Raw genomic sequence first — 18,681 nt, forward strand, 5'->3', positions numbered from 1 at the left:
GCCGTTCTCGGGCTGCCCGACATCTCACACCCGCCCTTCCGGCGAAGTGAGCGCGGTTTATTGTCGCGATAACGCGCCCCGGCACCTCCCGTAATGTCCGCCGGGCACGGTGAAGCCGTGGCTGCCGGGGATGACTGCGCTGAGGCCACCCGGACCGCGTGCTCGTACTGCGGTGTCGGGTGTGGCATCGAGGTGCGCACCAAGGCCGGCCCGACGGGCCCGGTCATCGCCAATGTTGTCGGTGACCGGCTTCACCCCACCAACCTCGGTCGGCTCTGCGCCAAGGGCGCCACGCACGCCGAGTTGATGGGCAATCCCGAAGGCCGCGCGGTCGACGCGCTGATCCGGCCGGGACGCGGCGAGGAATTCGTCACCGCCCCGGTCGAGGATGCCGTCGCGACGGTGGGCACCCGGCTACGCGACATCCTGGACCGGCACGGTCCGGATTCGATCGCCCTCTACGTCTCCGGCCAAATGTCCATGGAAGCGCAGTATCTGGCCACGAAACTGGCCAAGGGGTTCATCCGCACGGTCAACATCGAATCCAACTCGCGGCTGTGCATGGCCAGTGCGGCGACCGGATACAAGCAATCCCTCGGGGCCGACGGGCCGCCCGGCTCCTACGCTGATTTCGACTGTGCTGACCTGTTTTTCGTCATCGGCGCGAACATGGCCGACTGCCATCCGATCCTGTTCCTCCGCATGGCCGACCGGTTGCGGGCCGGGGCCAAGCTCATCGTCGTCGACCCGCGCCGCACCGCCACCGCAGACAAGGCCGACCTGTATCTGCAGATCCGGCCGGGCACTGATCTGGCGCTGCTGAACGGGTTGTTGCACCTACTGGTGGCCTCCGGCGACATCGATGCCGATTTCATCGCCGAGCACACCGAGGGCTGGGACGCGATGGGCGAGTTTCTCGCCGACTATCCGCCGGCGCGGGTGGCCGAACTCACCGGACTGGCCGAAGCCGATATCCGTACCGCGGCAACGATGATCGCCGACGCGGGCGAATGGATGTCGCTGTGGACGATGGGGCTCAACCAGAGCACCCACGGCACCTGGAATACCAACGCCATCTGCAACCTCCACCTGGCCACCGGGGCGATCTGCCGGCCCGGCAGCGGTCCGATGTCACTGACCGGCCAGCCCAACGCCATGGGCGGTCGCGAAATGGGTTATATGGGACCGGGTTTGCCGGGGCAGCGCTCGGTGACCGCGGACGACGACCGCGCCTTCGTCGAAGCGGTGTGGGGCTTGGCACCGGGAACGATCCGCAGCGACATCAACCGCGGCACCATCGACATGTTCGAGCAGATGTCCTCTCGCGACATCAAGGCCTGCTGGATCATCTGCACCAACCCGGTGGCCACCGTGCCGAACCGCACCACCGTCATCACCGGCCTGGAGACCGCGGAGCTGGTCGTCACCCAGGACGCCTACCGCGACACCGCGACCAACCGCTACGCCGATGTCGTGCTGCCCGCGGCGTTGTGGGCCGAGGCCGACTCGGTGATGGTGAATTCCGAACGCACCCTGACGCTGACGCGCCAATGCGTGTCACCCCCGGGGCAGTCCCGGCCGGACTGGCAGCTGATCTGTCAGGTGGCCGACGCCATGGGGTTCGGTGCGCACTTCGGCTACGAATCCAGCGAGCAGATCTTCGACGAGATCCGGCAGTTCGCCAATCCCAAGACCGGTTATGACCTTCGCGGCGCGAGCTATCAGCGATTGCGTGAAACGCCGCTGCAGTGGCCGTGCCCGCCCGACGACGATCAGGATCGGCACCCGATTCGCTACCTCACCGACGGTGTCCTGGCATTCCCCACACCGTCGCGCCGGGCGGTGTTTCACCCCCGCCCGCACATGGATGCGCGCGAATTGCCGGACGACGACTACCCCTTCGTGTTGAACACCGGCCGGCTCGCCCATCAGTGGCACACCATGACCAAGACCGGCCGGGTCGCCAAGCTCAACAAACTCAACGGCAAGCCCTTCATCGAGATCAATCCCGACGACGCCACCGCCCTCGGCATCGCCGACGGGAACGCCGTCGAGCTGCAGTCCCGGCGGGGCAGAGCTGTGTTGCCCGCCGTCGTCACCGACCGGGTTCGGCCGGGCAATTGCTTCGCGCCGTTCCACTGGAACGACGAGCACGGCGAGTACCTGGCGATCAACGCCTTGACCAGTGACGCCGTTGACGCGGATTCCCTGCAACCCGAGCTGAAGGTGTGCGCGGTGAGTCTGCGCCCAACCAAGAGCGTTCCACCCAACGAACCCGCCGGGCAGGAACCCTCCTTCACCGATGACGAAAGGCAGTACCTGGCAGGGTTTTTCGCGGCGCTAGGCGGTGATGTCGTCGGCGTCCCCGTGCTGCCCGAGGCTGCGCCGATCAGCAGGCCGGTACGACTGTGGATCGACGGTCTTCTGGCCGGAACGTATTCGCGGACCTCCAATGAGCCCGCTACGCCGGTTCCCGGCCCGTGGGTGTTGTGGGCATCGCAGACGGGAAACGCGGAGGAACTCGCGGCCCGACTCGTCGATCAGCTCGGTGCGGCCGGGCTTGCGGCCAGGCTGGTCAGCATGGACGACTGCACCGTCAGCGATCTCGCGGCACGTGACGTCCTCGTGGTCACCAGTACATTCGGCGACGGTGATCCGCCCGATAACGGCGCCGGTTTCTGGGACCGGCTCCGGGCACCGGATGCCCCAGACCTGCAAGGCCTTCGGTTCGCCGTGCTGGGAATCGGCGACCGGTCCTACGGCCAGTTCTGTGGTCATGCCCGGTCGCTCGACACGCGGCTGGCCGAACTCGGTGGTGCCCGCCTGCTCGACCGCAGGGACTGCGAGGTGCACGACGAGGACTCGGTGACGAGGTGGGCCCAGCGGGTGATCGAGGTGGTCAACGCGGGCGAATCGGCACCGGCAGCGCTCGACGCACCCGCCGTCGCCCGGCCCGCCGAGCCGTTCACCCGCGCCAGGCCCGTCGCCGCCCGGTTGGCGCGCAACACCAGACTGACCCCGGCGTCGGCGGCCAAAGAGGTGCGGCAGCTGGGATTTGACATCTCCGAACACGACGTCAGCTACGCCGTCGGCGACTCCCTAGGGGTGCTACCCACCAACAGCGACGACGACGTCGCCGCCTGGTTGACCGCGACGGGCCTGAGTGGGGACGACGTAGTCGAGGTCGACGGGACGGAATGCGCACTGCGCCAAGCCCTCACCGAAAGCTACGACATCTGTCGCATCACCCCGAACCTGCTGGCCTTCCTTGCCGAGACCACGGCGGACAAGGCGGCCGCCAGAGACCTGCGGGCCGCTCGCGCGCAGCTGGACACCTGGCGGTTGGGGCGCAACGGGATCGACGTCGTTCGCGCCTTCGGAGTCCACGCCGCCGCCGAGCAATGGCAGGAAGTCCTTGTTCGGCTGACACCTCGGTTGTACTCGATCTCGTCGAGCCCGCTGGTCAGTCCGCACGAGGTGCAGTTGACCGTCTCGATCGTCCGCTACCAGGCGCCGGATGGCGCCGAGCGTGGGGGAGTGTGCTCGACGTTCCTCGCCGACCGCGCCTGCGACGTTCCGGTGTTCCTGCAGAAGTCGCCGCACTTCCGCCCGCCCGAAGATACGACCGCGCCGATCGTGATGATCGGTGCGGGCACCGGAATCGCACCGTTCCGCGGCTTCCTTCAGGAGCGCCGCGCGTTGGGCCACATCGGGCGCAACTGGCTGTTCTTCGGCGACCGGCACCGCACCGAAAACTTCTACTACGGCGACGATCTGACCGACATGGTCGCCGACGGCTTCCTCAACCGGCTCGACCTCGCGTTCTCCCGCGACCAGCGTAAGCGAATCTATGTGCAGGACAACATGATCGACAAAGGTGCGCAGCTATGGGCCTGGCTGCAGGACGGCGCTCACCTCTACGTCTGCGGCGATGCCGCCGCCATGGCGCGAGACGTCGACGCCGCACTCGAGACGATCATCGGCACCCATGGCCATCTGAGCGCCGAAGCCGCCCGCGACTACAAGCGCGAACTGGTCGCCGACAAGCGGTATCTGCGCGACGTGTACTGACCTCACCGTGGCGTCCGCGTCAGAGTGAGAAGGTTGTGACACTGCGATCACCGCGTGCAGCGAAGGCGCAACAAAGAATTCGTACCGTGAACCCATGCAGACCTCAACCACTCGCAGTGGCTACGACATCGACGACTGGGATGCCGAGGACGTCGGCGCCTGGAACAACGGCGGCGCGAAAATCGCACGCCGCAACCTGATCTGGTCGATTTTCGCCGAGCATGTCGGATTCTCGGTGTGGTCGATTTGGTCGGTGATGGTGTTGTTCATGCCGCAGAACGTCTACCACATCGACGCCGCAGGCAAGTTCTTCCTGGTGGCGATCCCGACCCTGGTGGGCGCCATCCTGCGCATCCCCTACACGTTCGCTACCGCCCACTTCGGGGGCCGCAACTGGACGATCTTCTCGGCGCTGGCGCTGTTGGTGCCCACCGTCATGACGCTGTATTTCATGGCACACCCGGGAACGTCGTACACGACCTTCTTGGTCGTGGCCGCCTTCGCCGGACTGGGTGGTGGAAACTTCGCCTCGTCGATGACCAATATCAACGCCTTTTACCCGCAGCGGTACAAGGGCTGGGCGCTGGGTCTGAACGCCGGCGGCGGCAACATCGGTGTCGCGGTCATCCAGCTTGTCGGCCTGCTGGTCATCGCGAGCGTCGGCAACCGGTCCCCGCACCTGGTCTGTGCCACCTACCTGGTGTTGATTGCTTTGGCGGCGGTCGGCGCATCGTTCTTCATGAACAACCTGACCAACCAGCGCAGCGATGCGCGCTCGCTGATCGAGGTGCTCGCACACCGTGATTCGTGGCTGATCTCACTGCTCTACATCGGCACGTTCGGGTCGTTCATCGGGTTCGGCTTCGCCTTCGGACAGGTGCTGCAGATCAACTTCCTGGCCGGGCTGGCGCACGGCGGACCGGTCACCGCGGCGATGACGGCCCAGGCATCGCTGCACGCCGCCCAGATCGCCTTCATCGGCCCGGTGCTCGGCTCGGTGTCCCGCCCGTTCGGCGGCTGGTTGTCGGACCGCTTCGGCGGCGGCAAGGTCACCCTCTACACGTTCGGTGCGATGATCCTCGCGGCGGGCTGGCTCGTTGGGGCCGGCGAGATCGACGACGCCACTCCTGGTCCGGCCTCGGGTGCCACGATGATCGCTTTCATCGCCGGCTTCATCGCCCTGTTCGTGTTGTCCGGCATGGGAAATGGCTCTACCTACAAGATGATCCCGTCGATCTTCGAGGCGAAGTCGCGCGGCCTGGACAGCCTCAGCCCACCCGAAAAGCGGGCCTGGTCACTGCGCATGTCGGGCGCGCTGATCGGCATCGCCGGGGCCATCGGCGCCCTCGGCGGGGTCGGCGTCAACATCGCGCTGCGAGCGTCCTACCTGTCGCCGGCGAAATCGGCAACGATGGCCTTCTGGGTGTTCCTCGGCTTCTACGTGCTGTGCGCGGTCATCACCTGGGTGGCCTACGTGCGGACACCGAAGAAAGCCAGCGTCATCGGCTCCGACACCCCCGCGGTCGACAACGCCGCAGTGGCCGCATGACCGCCGTGCGGACCGTCGTGGTCGTCGGCCACGGCATGGTCGGGCACCGCTTCGTCGAGGCGCTGCGGGACCGGGACCGCGACGGAGCCTGGCGGGTCGTGGTGCTGTGCGAGGAACCCACCGCGGCATACGACCGGGTGGGGTTGTCCTCTTATATCGACGGGTGGGATCGCTCCACGCTGGCGCTGTCCGGAAACGATTACGCCGGAGACGATCTGGTCGATCTCCGGGTCGGCGAGCCGGCCACCGCGATCGACCGGGAGGGCCGTCACGTCATCACATCAGCGGGGGAGCGCATCGAGTACGACGCGGTGGTGCTGGCCACCGGCTCGTACCCGTTCGTGCCGCCGATCCCCGGCAGCGATCTCGAGCGCTGCTTCGTCTACCGGACGCTGGAAGACCTCGACGCCATCCGGGGGGCGGCATCGGCGGCCCGGCCCGGGGCCGTCGGCATCGTCGTCGGTGGTGGTCTGCTGGGCCTGGAGGCGGCCAATGCGCTGCGGATGCTGGGCCTGACACCGCATGTGCTGGAACGGTCCCCGCGGCTGATGCCCATCCAGGTCGACGACGGCGGTGGCGCGCTGCTGAATCGCCTCATCACCGAGCTCGGTATCACGGTGCACACCGACGTGGCGTCCACCGACGTCGTCGACAACGGTGACGGGATCACGGTGTCGCTGTCCAACGACGAACAGCTCGACGCCGCATTGCTGGTGTTCTCCGCGGGTGTGCGTCCGCGTGACGAGCTGGCGGCCGAATGCGGCCTGCCACTCGCCGAACGCGGCGGGGTGCTGACCGATATCAGCTGTGCCACCTCGGATCCGCGCGTGTTCGCCATCGGTGAGGTCGCCGCGGTCGAGGGCCGCTGCTACGGCTTGGTCGCGCCCGGCTACACGATGGCCGAGGTGGTGGCCGACCGGCTGGTCGGCGGGACCGCCGAATTCCCGGGTGCCGACCTGTCCACCAAACTCAAGCTGCTCGGCGTCGACGTGGCCAGCTTCGGTGACGCCCACGCCACCACCCCCGGTGCGCTGGAAGTCGTGCTCAACGACGCCGTCAACCAGACCTACGCCAAACTCGTGGTCTCCGATGATGTTTCGACGTTGCTGGGCGGGATCCTGGTCGGCGACGCCACCGCGTACGCCACCCTGCGCCCGCTGGTCGGGCGGCCGCTGCCCGCCGACCCGGCGACGCTGATCTCACCGGCAGGCGCCGAGGTGGGGGTGGGTGCGCTGCCCGACGAGGCGCAGATCTGCTCGTGCAATGCGGTGACGAAACGCAGTATCTGCGGCGCCATCGCTGACGGCGCGCACGACGTGCCTGCCATCAAGTGCGCCACCGCCGCCGGAACCTCCTGCGGCAGTTGCATTCCGATGCTCAAACGGCTGCTCGAAGCGCAGGGCGTGGCGATGTCCAAGGCGCTGTGTGAACATTTCGGGCAGACCCGCGCCGAGCTGTTCCAGATCGTCGCGACGACCGGGATCCGCACCTTCTCCGCCCTGATCGCCGAGCACGGCACCGGCACCGGGTGCGACATCTGCAAGCCCGTCGTGGCCTCGATCCTGGCGTCCACGTCGTCCGATCACATCCTGGACGACGAGACGGCCGGCCTGCAGGACACCAACGACCACTTCCTGGCCAACATTCAGCGCAACGGCACGTATTCGGTGGTGCCGCGGCTGCCCGGTGGCGAGGTCACGCCGGAGAAGCTGATGGTGATCGCCGAGGTGGCCCGGGATTTCGGCCTCTACACCAAGATCACCGGAGGCCAGCGCATCGACCTGTTCGGCGCCCGCGTCGAACAGCTCCCGCAGATCTGGAAGCGACTGGTCGACGCCGGGATGGAATCGGGGCACGCATACGGCAAGTCGCTGCGAACGGTGAAAAGCTGCGTGGGCTCCACGTGGTGCCGCTACGGGGTGCAGGACTCGGTGGCGATGGCCGTCGACCTCGAATTGCGTTATCGCGGGCTGCGTTCCCCGCACAAGATCAAGATGGGTGTGTCCGGCTGCCAACGCGAGTGCGCCGAAGCGCGCGGCAAAGACGTGGGTGTCATCGCGACCGAGAAGGGCTGGAACCTCTACGTCGGCGGCAACGGCGGCGCCACTCCGAAGCACGCGCAGCTGCTGGCCGGCGATCTCGACTCCGAAACGCTGGTCCGCTACATCGACCGCTACCTGATGTTCTACATCCGCACCGCAGACCGCTTGCAGCGCACCGCGGTCTGGCAGGAGACCATCGAGGGTGGGCTTGATCACATCAGGGATGTGGTGTGCGAGGACTCGTTGGGTATCGCCGCGGATCTGGATGACGCCATGGTCCGGCATGTGGACGGCTACTCCGACGAGTGGGCCGGCGTGCTCAATGACCAGGAGAAACTGGGCCGCTTCGTGTCGTTCGTCAATGCGCCGGGGGAGCCGGACCCGACCGTGGTGTTCGACGAGACCGGGCCGCGCAAGGTGCCGCTGCTGCTGGGAATGCCGAGCAGCGTCAACGCTGCGGAAAGCCGCCCGTAACAGTTGTGAAACACGACCCCTCTATCAAGAGCTTGGAGGCTTGAAACCATGACAGTTCTCGCGGACAGAAGTGCCGGGCTCGACCTTGATATCTGGACGCCGGCCTGCGCGCGCAGCGCCCTGCTCGCCGGCCGTGGCGTGGCGGTGCTGCTGCCCGATGGTGCGCAGGCCGCGCTGTTCCTGTTGGCCGACGGCACGCTGGCCGCGGTCGGCAATATCGACCCCTTCGGTCGCGCCGCAGTGATGTCGCGTGGCATCGTCGGGGATCGGCGCGGCGAGCCGACCGTGGCATCGCCGTTACTCAAGCAGGTTTTCTCCCTTGTCGACGGTCGGTGCCTCGACGACGAGTCACATGTGCTGCCGGTCTATGACGTCAGGGTGGTCGATGGATTCGTCGAGATCAGAAGTCGCTGACCCGTTGGCCGGCTTCGCCGTGGGGGTGACCGCCGCGCGCCGGGCCGAGGAATTCATCACGCTCCTGGAGCGTCGCGGCGCCACCGTCGTCCATGCGCCGGCGATCCGGATCGTGCCGCTGGTCGACGATGTCGAGCTGCGCCGGGTGACCACCCAGCTCATCGAGCAACCGCCCGACGTGGTCGTGGTGACCACCGGGATCGGCTTTCGGGGCTGGATCGAGGCCGCGCACGGCTGGGATGTTCCCGATGAGCTGAGCGCCGCGCTCGGATCCACCCGCATCCTGGCCCGCGGGCCCAAGGCGCGCGGCGCGGTCCGGCAGGCCGGGCTGTGCGAGGAGTGGAGCCCGGAGTCGGAATCGTCGGTGGAAGTGCTGGAGCGCCTGCTGTCCGAGGGGGTGGATCAACTACGCATCGCGGTGCAGCTGCACGGCGCCGCCAGCGAATGGGAGCCTGACACCGACATCTGTGACGCGTTGACCCGGGCGGGTGCCTATGTCGCGAAGGTGCCGGTCTATCGCTGGGAGGCGCCGGAGGATTCGCGGCGCGTCGATGCGTTGATCGCGGCGATCGTCAGCGCCGACGTCGACGCGGTGAGCTTCACCAGCGCACCCGCCGTTGCGGCGACGCTGGAACGCGCGAAAGCCCTTGGCGCCCTGGAATGTCTGATCAACGCACTGCGCAACGACGTCGCGGTGTTCTGCGTCGGCCCGGTCACCGCCACCCCGCTCATCCGGCTCGGAATCGACGCCCGGTACCCGCAGCGCTACCGGCTCGGTGCGCTGGCTCGGCTGATCACCGACGAATTGCCTTGCCTGGCAAAACAGTACAGGGCGGGCGGGCACGACATCAGCGTCCGAAGCGCCAGCGTCGAGGTGGACGGCGAGCTCAAGGTGCTGCCCCCGGCCGCCATGGCGCTGCTGCGCCGGCTGCTGGTGGCACCGGGCCTGGTGGTGTCCCGGGAAGAACTGCTGGCCGAACTGCCCGGTGGCGGCGACGACACTCACGCGGTGGAGACGGCGATGGCCCGCCTGCGTTCGGCGCTAGCCGCCCCCCGCGTGGTCCAGACTGTGGTCAAACGCGGTTATCGCCTGGCGCTGGACACCGCCACGACATGACACAAGAACTTGTGCTGGTCGCCCACGGCACCCGAAATCCCCTGGGACTGGCCACCATCACCGAGATCGCGGCGGCCGTCGCCGAACATGTCGGTGCGGTGCGCACCGCCTTCGTCGACGTACTCGGGCCCAATCCCCGTGAGGTGCTGGCTGATTCGGCGTCACCGGCGATCGTGGTACCCGCCTTCCTGGCATCGGGCTACCACGTCAACACCGACCTGCCGGCCCGGGTGGCCGAAAGCGGCCATGACAACGTCACGATCACCCCCGCATTGGGACCCGATCCGGTCCTGGCCGAGATCATGCACGGCCGGCTGCTCGAGGTCGGCTGGTTACCCGGCGACGCGGTGGTGATGGCGGCGGCCGGATCCTCGGATCCCGCCGCCCGGCGTGAACTCGCCCAGGCCGCGGCGCTACTTGGCGAACTGGTGGGGGAGGTCCACCTCGGCTTCGTGGCCACCGGCGTCCCGACCGTCGCCGATATCGTGCGCCGGCTCAAACGATCCGGACGGCGGGTGTTCATCGCCTCCTACCTGCTGGCACCCGGGGTGTTCCACACCAAACTCGGCCAGTGCGGTGCGCATGCGGTGACCGAGCCGCTGGGTGCGCACCCCGATCTGGTGGCGCTGCTGGCCCATCGCTTCAGCGTGCCGGTCGGCTTACGCTGGACGTCATGCCACTGACTGGAGATTACGAACCGAGCACTTCGGACTGGGCGCGCGAAAACGCAGAGCTCATCATGTCGTCGGACGGGGCCGAGGGCACCGAGCTCAAGGGGAAGCCCGTCATCCTGCTGACCACCGTCGGCGCCAAGACCGGCAAGATCCGCAAGACCCCGCTGATGCGGGTCGAGCACGAGGGCGACTACGCGGTCGTCGCCTCGCTCGGCGGCGCCCCGAAGAACCCGGTCTGGTACTACAACATCAAGGCCCACCCGCAGGTGGAGCTGCAGGACGGCACCACGCACGCCGAATACCAGGCCCGCGAGGTCTTCGGCGACGAGAAGGCCGCCTGGTGGGAGCGCGCGGTCGAGGCGTGGCCCGATTACGCCGAGTACCAGCAGAAAACCGACCGCCAGATCCCGGTGTTCGTCCTCACCCCGATTCTCTGATTGACCCCGGATGGTGGCACCATTGAGCGGTGTCCGCCGATCTGAGCCAGCACCGACTGTCAGCGCCGCTATCCGCGGCTGACATCGATGAGGCTGCGCGGCGAATTTCCGGCGTGGTCAGCCAGAGCCCACTGGAGCACAGCGACCGGCTTTCGCAGGCCACCGGCGCCGAGGTCTACCTCAAGCGCGAGGACCTGCAGAGCGTGCGGTCCTACAAGGTGCGCGGCGCCTACAACCTGCTGCGCCAACTGTCCGAGGCCGAGCTCACCGCCGGGGTGGTGTGCTCGTCGGCCGGTAACCACGCGCAGGGTTTCGCGCTGGCCTGCCGCTCGATGGGCGTGCACGGCCGGGTCTACGTGCCGGCCAAGACCCCGAAGCAGAAGCGTGACCGCATCCGCTATCACGGCGGCGAGTTCATCGAGCTGATCGTCGGCGGCAGCACCTACGACCTGGCGGCCGACGCCGCGCTGGAAGATGTCGCGCGCACCGGGGCCACCCTGGTCCCGCCGTTCGACGATCCGCGCACGATGGCCGGCCAGGGCACGATCGCGGTGGAGCTCCTCGACCAGCTCGATGGCGAGCCGGACCTGGTGGTCGTCCCGGTCGGCGGCGGCGGGTGCATCGCCGGGATCACCACCTACCTGGCCGAGCGGACGACGAACACCGCGGTGCTCGGTGTTGAACCGGCTGGCGCGGCGTCGATGATCGCGGCACTGGCCGCCGGTGGCCCGGTCACCCTGGAGCACGTCGACCAATTCGTCGACGGGGCGGCGGTCAAGCAGGTCGGTGCGCTGACGTATCAGGCACTGGCCGCGGCCGGGAACATGGTCTCGGTCACGACGGTCGACGAGGGCGCGGTCTGCACGGCGATGCTGGATCTGTACCAGAACGAGGGCATCGTCGCCGAGCCGGCCGGGGCACTGGCGGTGGCGGGTCTGCTGGAGGCCGACGTCGCCCCCGGGTCGACGGTGGTGTGCCTGATCTCCGGTGGCAACAACGACGTGTCACGCTACGGCGAGGTGCTCGAGCGGTCCCTGGTGCACCTGGGCCTCAAGCACTACTTCCTGGTCGACTTCCCGCAGGAGCCCGGCGCGCTGCGCCGGTTCCTCGACGAGGTGCTCGGGCCGAACGACGACATCACGCTGTTCGAGTACGTCAAGCGCAACAACCGGGAGACCGGTGAGGCACTGGTCGGTGTCGAGCTCGGCTCGGCCACCGGACTCGACGGGCTGCGGGCGCGGATGGCCGCCTCCGGCCTTCACGTCGAGGCGCTGCAGCCCGGTTCAGCGGCCTACCGCTACCTGACCTAGTCGCCCATCTCCGCGATCAGATCGAATTCGGCGAAGGTCTCCGAAATGACCTCTCGTAGTTCAGCTTTCGTATTTGGTCCGCCGAGAAGATATGCGGAGATCGTGATGACGATCTTCCCTTGCAGCCGCCCCGAACCGACCAACAGCCGCCCGCCGAGGAGTTCCAGGATGCGCTTGGTGATATCGGGCTCGACGGGTGTCATGTACGCGTAATCGGCATCGCTGCCGTCAGGCCGGTTCACCGCCGGTGGAAGGTCGCCGACATTGGAACACGTGACGAGGCCGGCACCACCGGCCAACGCCCCCGCCAGCTTCCGGATCACCCACTTCGGCGTCAGCGGCACGAGTGGGAGCGGTGCCAGGAATTCGTCGGAGCTCTCCATCGCCTCCAGCGTTGCCTTGGTGATCTTGGCGTGCAGCTCGCCGAGCTCGGTCACCGAGAGGTTCGGGTCGATCCGGACGTCGACAGCCGTCAGCGAATTGCCACTGTTGTCGTCTGCGGTCCGTAGGGTTACCGGAAGTCGTAGATTGACCGTTCCGTCGTCGAAAACGTGCCCCACCCTCGCCGCGAGTCTGCAGGCGAAGCCTGCTACGAGCGAGTTACTGCTCCCGCCAAGATCTTTCGCGCGAGCATCCCAATCTGCCAGGTCGACGAATGCGGTCAGGACGGGCACGTCTACTGCGTGACCGCCGCCCGCGGTCTTCGGGGCAGGTGTTGCTCCCTTGGTCGATGACGCGAATTCATCGCCCTGCCGCGCGCGTCGAACCACGGCGACGACCGCCTTGGCCACGTCAGGCAGTTCTGTGACGGTGTGCCGTAGATCCTCACGGAATGCGTGGCTGCGGGTGCGGGATCGCGCAGGTGGATAGCCGAGCTCGGGCGTCCTGCCCTCAACAGCATCTGTTATCACCCGGAGGACAGCCCGCCCGTCGGCGATGTTATGCGAAACCACCAAAGTTACTGCTGCCCCGCCATCTTCGAGCGGAAGCACCCCGAGATGCCAGCCGGGTCCCCGTTCCGCATCGATAGGTACGCGCGCCCGCTCGTCGGCCCAATCGCTTATGTCGGAGCGCCGTCGCGGCGTCGCGGCGAAGTCGATGTCCTCCGACGCCGGGGATGCGACCCACCGATGACGGGCGAACGGTATCGGAGACCGCTCGATCTTGCGACCCAACAACCCCAACCCAAGGTTGCGGTGAAACCGCCGTAACCCGTCGACATCTACGCCACGGTTGTAGAGCCAGGTGAATTGGATCAGCGCACTATGGACCGCTCGCTCCGCGTGATAGGACGCCTGATCCGTGAGTGCGAGCCTATTGTCTCTTGCCGTGGCGCTGGTGGTGCCGGTGGCAGCCGCTGCGGCCGTAGACGTTTCGGTCAGCAGGTCGGCCAGGTGGGTGACCAGTGCCGTGGTGGTGGGGTGGTCGAAGATCAGGGTCGCCGGCAGGCTGAGCCCGGTCTGGGTGCCGAGGGAGTTGCGGAGTTCGACGGCGGTCAGCGAGTCCATACCGAGGTCTTTGAACGCCACGTCGTTATGGAGAGCGTCCGGGTCGGGGTGGGCCAGCACCGTGGCAGTGGCACCGGCCACCAGGGCGGCCAAGGTGTGTCGCTGTTGTTCGGAGGTTTGATCGGCCAGCGTTTCGCGAAGTGCCGATGCGCTCGCTATTGCTGTGCCGCTGCTGGATTCGGTGATATCCGGTCGAGACACTCGCCTGCGCCGCAGCGCCTTCCACAGCGCCCCTTCGGCCGGACTGCTGACCACGGAGGCCGTCGGGGTGGGTGTCATCCAATAGCGGCGGTGTTGGAAGGCGTAGGTGGGCAACTCGACGCTGCGGGCTCCGGGGTACAGGGCCGCCCACGTCGGGCTGTGTCCGTGCGCGTGCAGCTGCGCCAACGCGGTGGCCAGGCTGTCGCGGTCGGGCCGGTCGCGGTGCAACGTGATCACCACCGCCGATTGGGCTGACCCTGTGGATTGGGTTGACCCGGTGGATTGAGCAACGGTGTCGGTGATCGCCGGGGCCAGTACCGGATGCGGCGACAACTCCACGAATGTGGTCTGGCCGGCAGCCAGACGCTGCAGCACCCGGTCGTGGAACCGCACCGGCTCGCGCAGGTTGCGATACCAATACTCGGCGGTCATCGTGGTCGTGTCGAGGGGATCGGTGTCGAGCGCTTCTCCCACAGTCGAATACAAGGGGATAGCGGAGGCCGTGGGCTTCAGGTCGGCCAGTTCGTCCAGCAGGCGCGCACGTGCTGATTCCACCTGAGCGGAGTGCGAGGCGTAGTCGACGGCGATACGGCGGAAGTGGATGCCGTCGCGATCGCACGCCGCACTGAACTCCTCCAACGCGGCGGGGTCCCCGCTGACGATGGTGTGTGACGGGCCGTTGACCGCGGCGATGCTGAGAGCATCACCCCAGGGTTGCAGGAGTGGCTCCACACGCTCGGCCGCCAGCAGGACCGACGCCATGCCGCCGGTACCACGCAGGGCGCTGAGCGCCTGACTGCGGCGTGCGACCACCGCGGCGGCCTCGGGCAAGGACAACGCCCCGGCGATGTACGCCGCGGCGATCTCCCCCTGAGAGTGACCGATCACCGCGTCGGGGACGATCCCATAGCTGGCCAATACCTCGGCCAGCGAGACCATCATGGTGAACAGCACGGGCTGAACCACATCGACTCGGTCCAGCGACGGCGCCGACGGCTCTTGCCGTAGGACCTCGCGCACTGACCAGCCGGTGAGGGGTCGCAACGCCTCATCGCAGGCATCGACGGTTTCGGCGAAGACGCGGTGGTGTTCGTAGAGTTCCCGGCCCATGCCCGCGTACTGGGCGCCTTGGCCCGGGAGGACGAACACCGTCTTCCCCCGAAGGCGGGCCAGGAAGTGGTGGCGAATCAGATGCGGATGAGATTCGTCTCTGCGCAGGGCGTCCAGAGCACCGAGCAGGTCATCGCGCTCGGTGCCCGAGTCCGCCGGTGCGGCGATGACGGCCCGATAAGGGTGGTGCGCGCGGGTGGCGCCCAGGCTGTAAGCCGCGTCGGTCAGATCCAGATCGGGATTGCCGGCCAGGAAATGATGGAGCCGGTCGGCTTGCGCGCACAGCGCCGCCGGGGTGCGCCCAGATACCGGCCACATCCGCACCTGGAAGTCGTCACGGGCGGTCGCGGTGCGGTCAACCGGGTCGGCCGCCGGGGCTTGTTGCAAGATCAGGTGCGCGTTGGTGCCGCTGATCCCGAACGACGACACCGCCGCCGTGCGCGGGTGATCGGTCGCCGGCCACGGAACAGGTTCGGTGAGAATTTGAACGGTGCGGGTCGACCAGTCGATGTGGGGGCTGGGGCGATCGACGTGCAGGGTCGGGGGCAGGCTGTCGCGGTTGAGCGCCTCGACCATCTTGATGATTCCGGCGACGCCTGCGGCCGCCTGGGTGTGGCCGATGTTGGATTTGATCGAGCCCAGCCACAGCGGGTGTGAATCTTCGCGCGCCGCACCGTAAGTGGCGAGCAGTGCGCCGGCCTCGATCGGGTCGCCCAGTGTGGTGCCCGTGCCGTGGGCCTCGACGACGTCGACCTGATCCAGCCCGACACCGGCGTTGGCGGCGGCCTCGGTGATGACGCGTTGTTGGGCAGGCCCGTTGGGCGCGGTCAATCCGTTGGAGGCGCCGTCGGAGTTGACTGCCGATCCCGCGATGAGCGCCAGCACCGGGTGGTTGTTGCGGCGCGCGTCGCTGAGCCGTTCCAGGACGACCATGGCCGCGCCCTCACCCCAGCCGGTGCCATCGGCGTCGGCGGAGAACGCTTTGCAACGCCCATCGGCGGCAAGGCCCCGTTGCCTGGCGAACTCGGTGAACACCGATGGTGTGGTCATCACGGTCACCCCGCCGGCCAGCGCCAGACTGGACTCACCGCTGCGCAACGACTGACATGCCAAATGGCTGGCTACCAGCGAGGACGAGCACGCCGTGTCGATGGTGATCGCGGGTCCCTGCAAACCCAGCGTGTAGGAGATGCGCCCGGAGACAACGCTGGGGGAACCACCGGTCAGGGCGTACCCTTCCGCGCCGTCGGAACCTCCCGCACCATAGGTTTGGGACCACGCCCCGACGAATACACCCGTCCTCGAACCCGCCAAACCGGCGGGATCGATCCGGGCGGTTTCCAGCGCTTCCCAGCACACCTCCAACAACAGCCGCTGTTGCGGATCCATCGTTTGGGCCTCGCGGTCCGAGATCGCGAAGAACTCCGCATCGAAGCCGGCCGCCTCGGCCAGAAACCCGCCCACTCGGGTGTAGGTCTTGCCGGCGGCGTCGGGGTCGGGATCGAACAAGTCCGCCAAATTCCAGCCGCGGTCAGTCGGAAATTCGGACAGCGCCTCGCGGCCGGTGGCCACCACATCCCACAACGCCGTCGTCGATTCGACGCCACCGGGAAAACGGCAGGCCATGCCCACCACGGCAATTGGCTCTGTCGACTCCACCTGTGCCGCCGCCGGTGCGGCAGAGGGGACAGATCCGCCCAACAGGTGCCCAAGATGAGTGGCCAGCGCATTCGGGGTGGGGTGGTCGAAGGCCAACGTCGGGGGCAATGCCAGCGCGGTGACGTTCTTGAGTCGGTCGATCAACTCGGTCGCCTTCACCGAGTCGAATCCCATATCCCGGAACGGGATCTCCGGGTCGAAATCGTCGGGGCTGAGAGTGCCCAGCACAGTGGCCACCTGCGAGCGCACCAGCCCCACCAACACGTCATGCTGCTGCTGGCGCAGCGTGGCCAGTCGTTGCGACCACCCCGGGTCCGGTGCGGTGGGGGCATCTGCGCCGTCGCTTGTTTGCCTCTTCGGCCGTGGGATCACCTCGTTGAGCCGGGAGAACTCGCCGCCCAGATAGAGCTTCAGCGAGTCCCGCCGCCGGACCTTGCCGCTGGTCGTCAGCGGAATCGAATGGGGCGGCACCATAACGAGGTCGGCAATCCCCAATTCGTGGGTCCTGGAAACCGCCGCGGTGATCTTGCGCTTGACGTCGGTTACCCGCTGCGCGGCCTCCTCGGAATCGCCCCCGGACTTGAATTCGACTATGGTGACCAGCTTTTCGACACCATCTTCGCCGGGGACCGCTCCCGCGACGACACGGCCCGCGGTGATCTCCTGGATCGTCGCCTCGATGTCGTCGGGCGCGTAATTGCGTCCGTAGACGATCAGCAGATCTTTGATCCGGCCGACAATGAACATCTCGCCGTCGGAGACGAAGCCCAGGTCACCGGTTCTCAGCCACGGCGACTCGGGCGCGCCGTCAGACGGATCGACAAGCTCTGCGCCGAAGGTGCGTTCAGTTTCTTCCGGCTTCTGCCAGTACCCCTCACACACATTGTCGCCGTGCACCCAGATCTCGCCGACGGTTCCCTCGGAACATTCGACACGGGCCTCGGGGTCGACGATGCGGACCATAGGGGATCCGTGCATGCCGTAGCTCACCAGCGGTGTGCCTTCTCCGCTCGAACACCGCTGCGCCTCGCCGGCAGTCAGTTTCTCGGAGTCGAAGTACACGGTTTCCGGCGGCTGACCGGTTTCACGGGTCGCCACGTAGAGCGTGGCCTCCGCGAGGCCATAGGAGGGCCGCAGGGCCTCCGGGCGAAGATTGAAGGGAGCAAATCGTTCAGCAAATCGCCGCAGCGACGGCGGATTCACCCGTTCGGCGCCATTGAGGATGGTTCGGACGCCGCCGAGGTCAAGCCCGGCCAGGTCCTTATCGGAAGTCTTCGCGGCCGCCAGTTCGAAGGCGATGTTCGGAGCTGCCGAAAACGCGTGACTGTTGCTTGCCAGCAGTTGCATCCACCGTGCTGGCCGCTGCAGGAACGCCGGTGGGCTCGTGAGCACGCTGTGGAATCCGCCGAAAATGGGGAAGGCGATGTTGAGGATCAGGCCCATGTCGTGAAAGAAGGGCAGCCACGACACCACAGTGGTATCCGCCGGAGCGATTCCGTCCTGGTAGTACGCGGACCTCAGCTGCGCGCAATTGACTTGAATGTTCTTGTGGGAGACCATAACTCCCGCTGGCGTGCGGGTCGAGCCAGAGGTGTACTGCAGATGCGCGGTACTCGGCAGGCTGTCGACGTCAGCGGCGGCCCCGGTCTCGTCGTCGAGAGCCAACAGATCGACCTCGACGACCGTTATCGCATCGCCGCCGGGCTTGGGCCTGATGTACTGGGCGATGTCGCCTGCGACGGCGGACGTGGTGAGGATGGTCGCCGGCGACGCGTCGAGCAGCACCGAACTGACGCGCTCATCCCCGGAGCCGGGCATCGGAAGCGGCAGCGGAACCGCGATCTGGCCGGCCTGCAGTGCGCCGAGAAAAGCGAGAAAGTATTCGGTTCCCTGGGGCGCAAGTATCACCGCGCGGTCGCCGGTTGAGCCGCACGCTTTCAGCTCCCGCGCGACGTTCGACGTCTGCCGGTAGAGCCGCGCCCAAGTCAGGGTCTCGGCAACACCTGCGGGATCCAGCTCGTAATCGACATACGTAAACGCTGGCTCATCTGGCTGCGTGCGGGCACGCTCTTGTAACACCCCCGGGAGGGACGACTCGTCCACAGCGGATGACGC

General features: G+C 67.2%; 9 protein-coding genes. 8 read left to right on the forward strand and 1 reads right to left on the reverse strand.

Translation table 11 applies throughout. The features are described 5' to 3' along the window. The first annotated feature begins 93 nt into the window (after nt 1-93). From SLQ31_RS23215 to ilvA, 8 genes are all read left to right on the forward strand, one after another. Nucleotides 94-4,071 (forward strand): molybdopterin-dependent oxidoreductase, encoded by a 3,978-nt coding sequence (locus SLQ31_RS23215; protein WP_413642819.1) that lies wholly within the window; start codon nt 94-96, stop codon nt 4,069-4,071. A gap of 94 nt (nt 4,072-4,165) precedes the next feature. Next, complete coding sequence (locus SLQ31_RS23220) at nt 4,166-5,620, forward strand: nitrate/nitrite transporter (RefSeq protein WP_319436465.1); 1,455 nt, start codon at nt 4,166-4,168, stop codon at nt 5,618-5,620. Continuing rightward, complete coding sequence (gene nirB / locus SLQ31_RS23225; RefSeq protein ID WP_319436466.1) at nt 5,617-8,136, forward strand: nitrite reductase large subunit NirB; 2,520 nt, start codon at nt 5,617-5,619, stop codon at nt 8,134-8,136. The genes SLQ31_RS23220 and nirB overlap by 4 nt, the downstream gene beginning before the upstream one ends. A 48-nt stretch (nt 8,137-8,184) precedes the next feature. After that, nucleotides 8,185-8,550 carry a nitrite reductase small subunit NirD gene (nirD, locus tag SLQ31_RS23230; protein ID WP_319436467.1) on the forward strand — a complete coding sequence of 122 codons (366 nt, stop codon included), beginning with the start codon at nt 8,185-8,187 and terminating at the stop codon, nt 8,548-8,550. Beyond that, nucleotides 8,522-9,667, forward strand: a complete 1,146-nt coding sequence (locus SLQ31_RS23235) for a uroporphyrinogen-III synthase (protein WP_319436468.1) — start codon at nt 8,522-8,524, stop codon at nt 9,665-9,667. The genes nirD and SLQ31_RS23235 overlap by 29 nt, the downstream gene beginning before the upstream one ends. Beyond that, entirely contained in the window at nt 9,664-10,350 is a 687-nt protein-coding gene (locus SLQ31_RS23240) for a sirohydrochlorin chelatase (protein WP_319436469.1), read from the forward strand. Before SLQ31_RS23235 ends, SLQ31_RS23240 begins: the two co-directional genes overlap by 4 nt. Beyond that, nucleotides 10,341-10,778, forward strand: a complete 438-nt coding sequence (locus SLQ31_RS23245; RefSeq protein WP_319436470.1) for a nitroreductase family deazaflavin-dependent oxidoreductase — start codon at nt 10,341-10,343, stop codon at nt 10,776-10,778. Before SLQ31_RS23240 ends, SLQ31_RS23245 begins: the two co-directional genes overlap by 10 nt. A gap of 29 nt (nt 10,779-10,807) precedes the next feature. After that, nucleotides 10,808-12,088, forward strand: a complete 1,281-nt coding sequence (gene ilvA / locus SLQ31_RS23250; protein WP_319436471.1) for a threonine ammonia-lyase IlvA — start codon at nt 10,808-10,810, stop codon at nt 12,086-12,088. On the opposite strand, the gene SLQ31_RS23255 is transcribed toward ilvA, so the two are convergent. Beyond that, on the reverse strand, nt 12,085-18,669 hold the full coding sequence (locus SLQ31_RS23255; protein ID WP_319436472.1) for a fatty-acid--AMP ligase: 6,585 nt from the start codon (nt 18,667-18,669) through the stop codon (nt 12,085-12,087). The two genes, ilvA and SLQ31_RS23255, sit on opposite strands and share 4 nt — an antisense overlap. Nucleotides 18,670-18,681: the final 12 nt, after the last annotated feature.

Source organism: Mycobacterium sp. RTGN5 (genome assembly GCF_033804465.1).
In the GTDB taxonomy this organism is placed as follows: Bacteria; Actinomycetota; Actinomycetes; order Mycobacteriales; family Mycobacteriaceae; genus Mycobacterium.

What these genes read in the sequence shown, in the direction of transcription:
- SLQ31_RS23215 (WP_413642819.1), top strand. Translation starts at nt 94, where the DNA reads ATGTCCGCCGGGCACGGTGAAGCCGTGGCTGCCGGGGATGACTGCGCT.
- SLQ31_RS23220 (WP_319436465.1), top strand. Translation starts at nt 4,166, where the DNA reads ATGCAGACCTCAACCACTCGCAGTGGCTACGACATCGACGACTGGGAT.
- nirB (WP_319436466.1), top strand. Translation starts at nt 5,617, where the DNA reads ATGACCGCCGTGCGGACCGTCGTGGTCGTCGGCCACGGCATGGTCGGG.
- nirD (WP_319436467.1), top strand. Translation starts at nt 8,185, where the DNA reads ATGACAGTTCTCGCGGACAGAAGTGCCGGGCTCGACCTTGATATCTGG.
- SLQ31_RS23235 (WP_319436468.1), top strand. Translation starts at nt 8,522, where the DNA reads ATGGATTCGTCGAGATCAGAAGTCGCTGACCCGTTGGCCGGCTTCGCC.
- SLQ31_RS23240 (WP_319436469.1), top strand. Translation starts at nt 9,664, where the DNA reads ATGACACAAGAACTTGTGCTGGTCGCCCACGGCACCCGAAATCCCCTG.
- SLQ31_RS23245 (WP_319436470.1), top strand. Translation starts at nt 10,341, where the DNA reads ATGCCACTGACTGGAGATTACGAACCGAGCACTTCGGACTGGGCGCGC.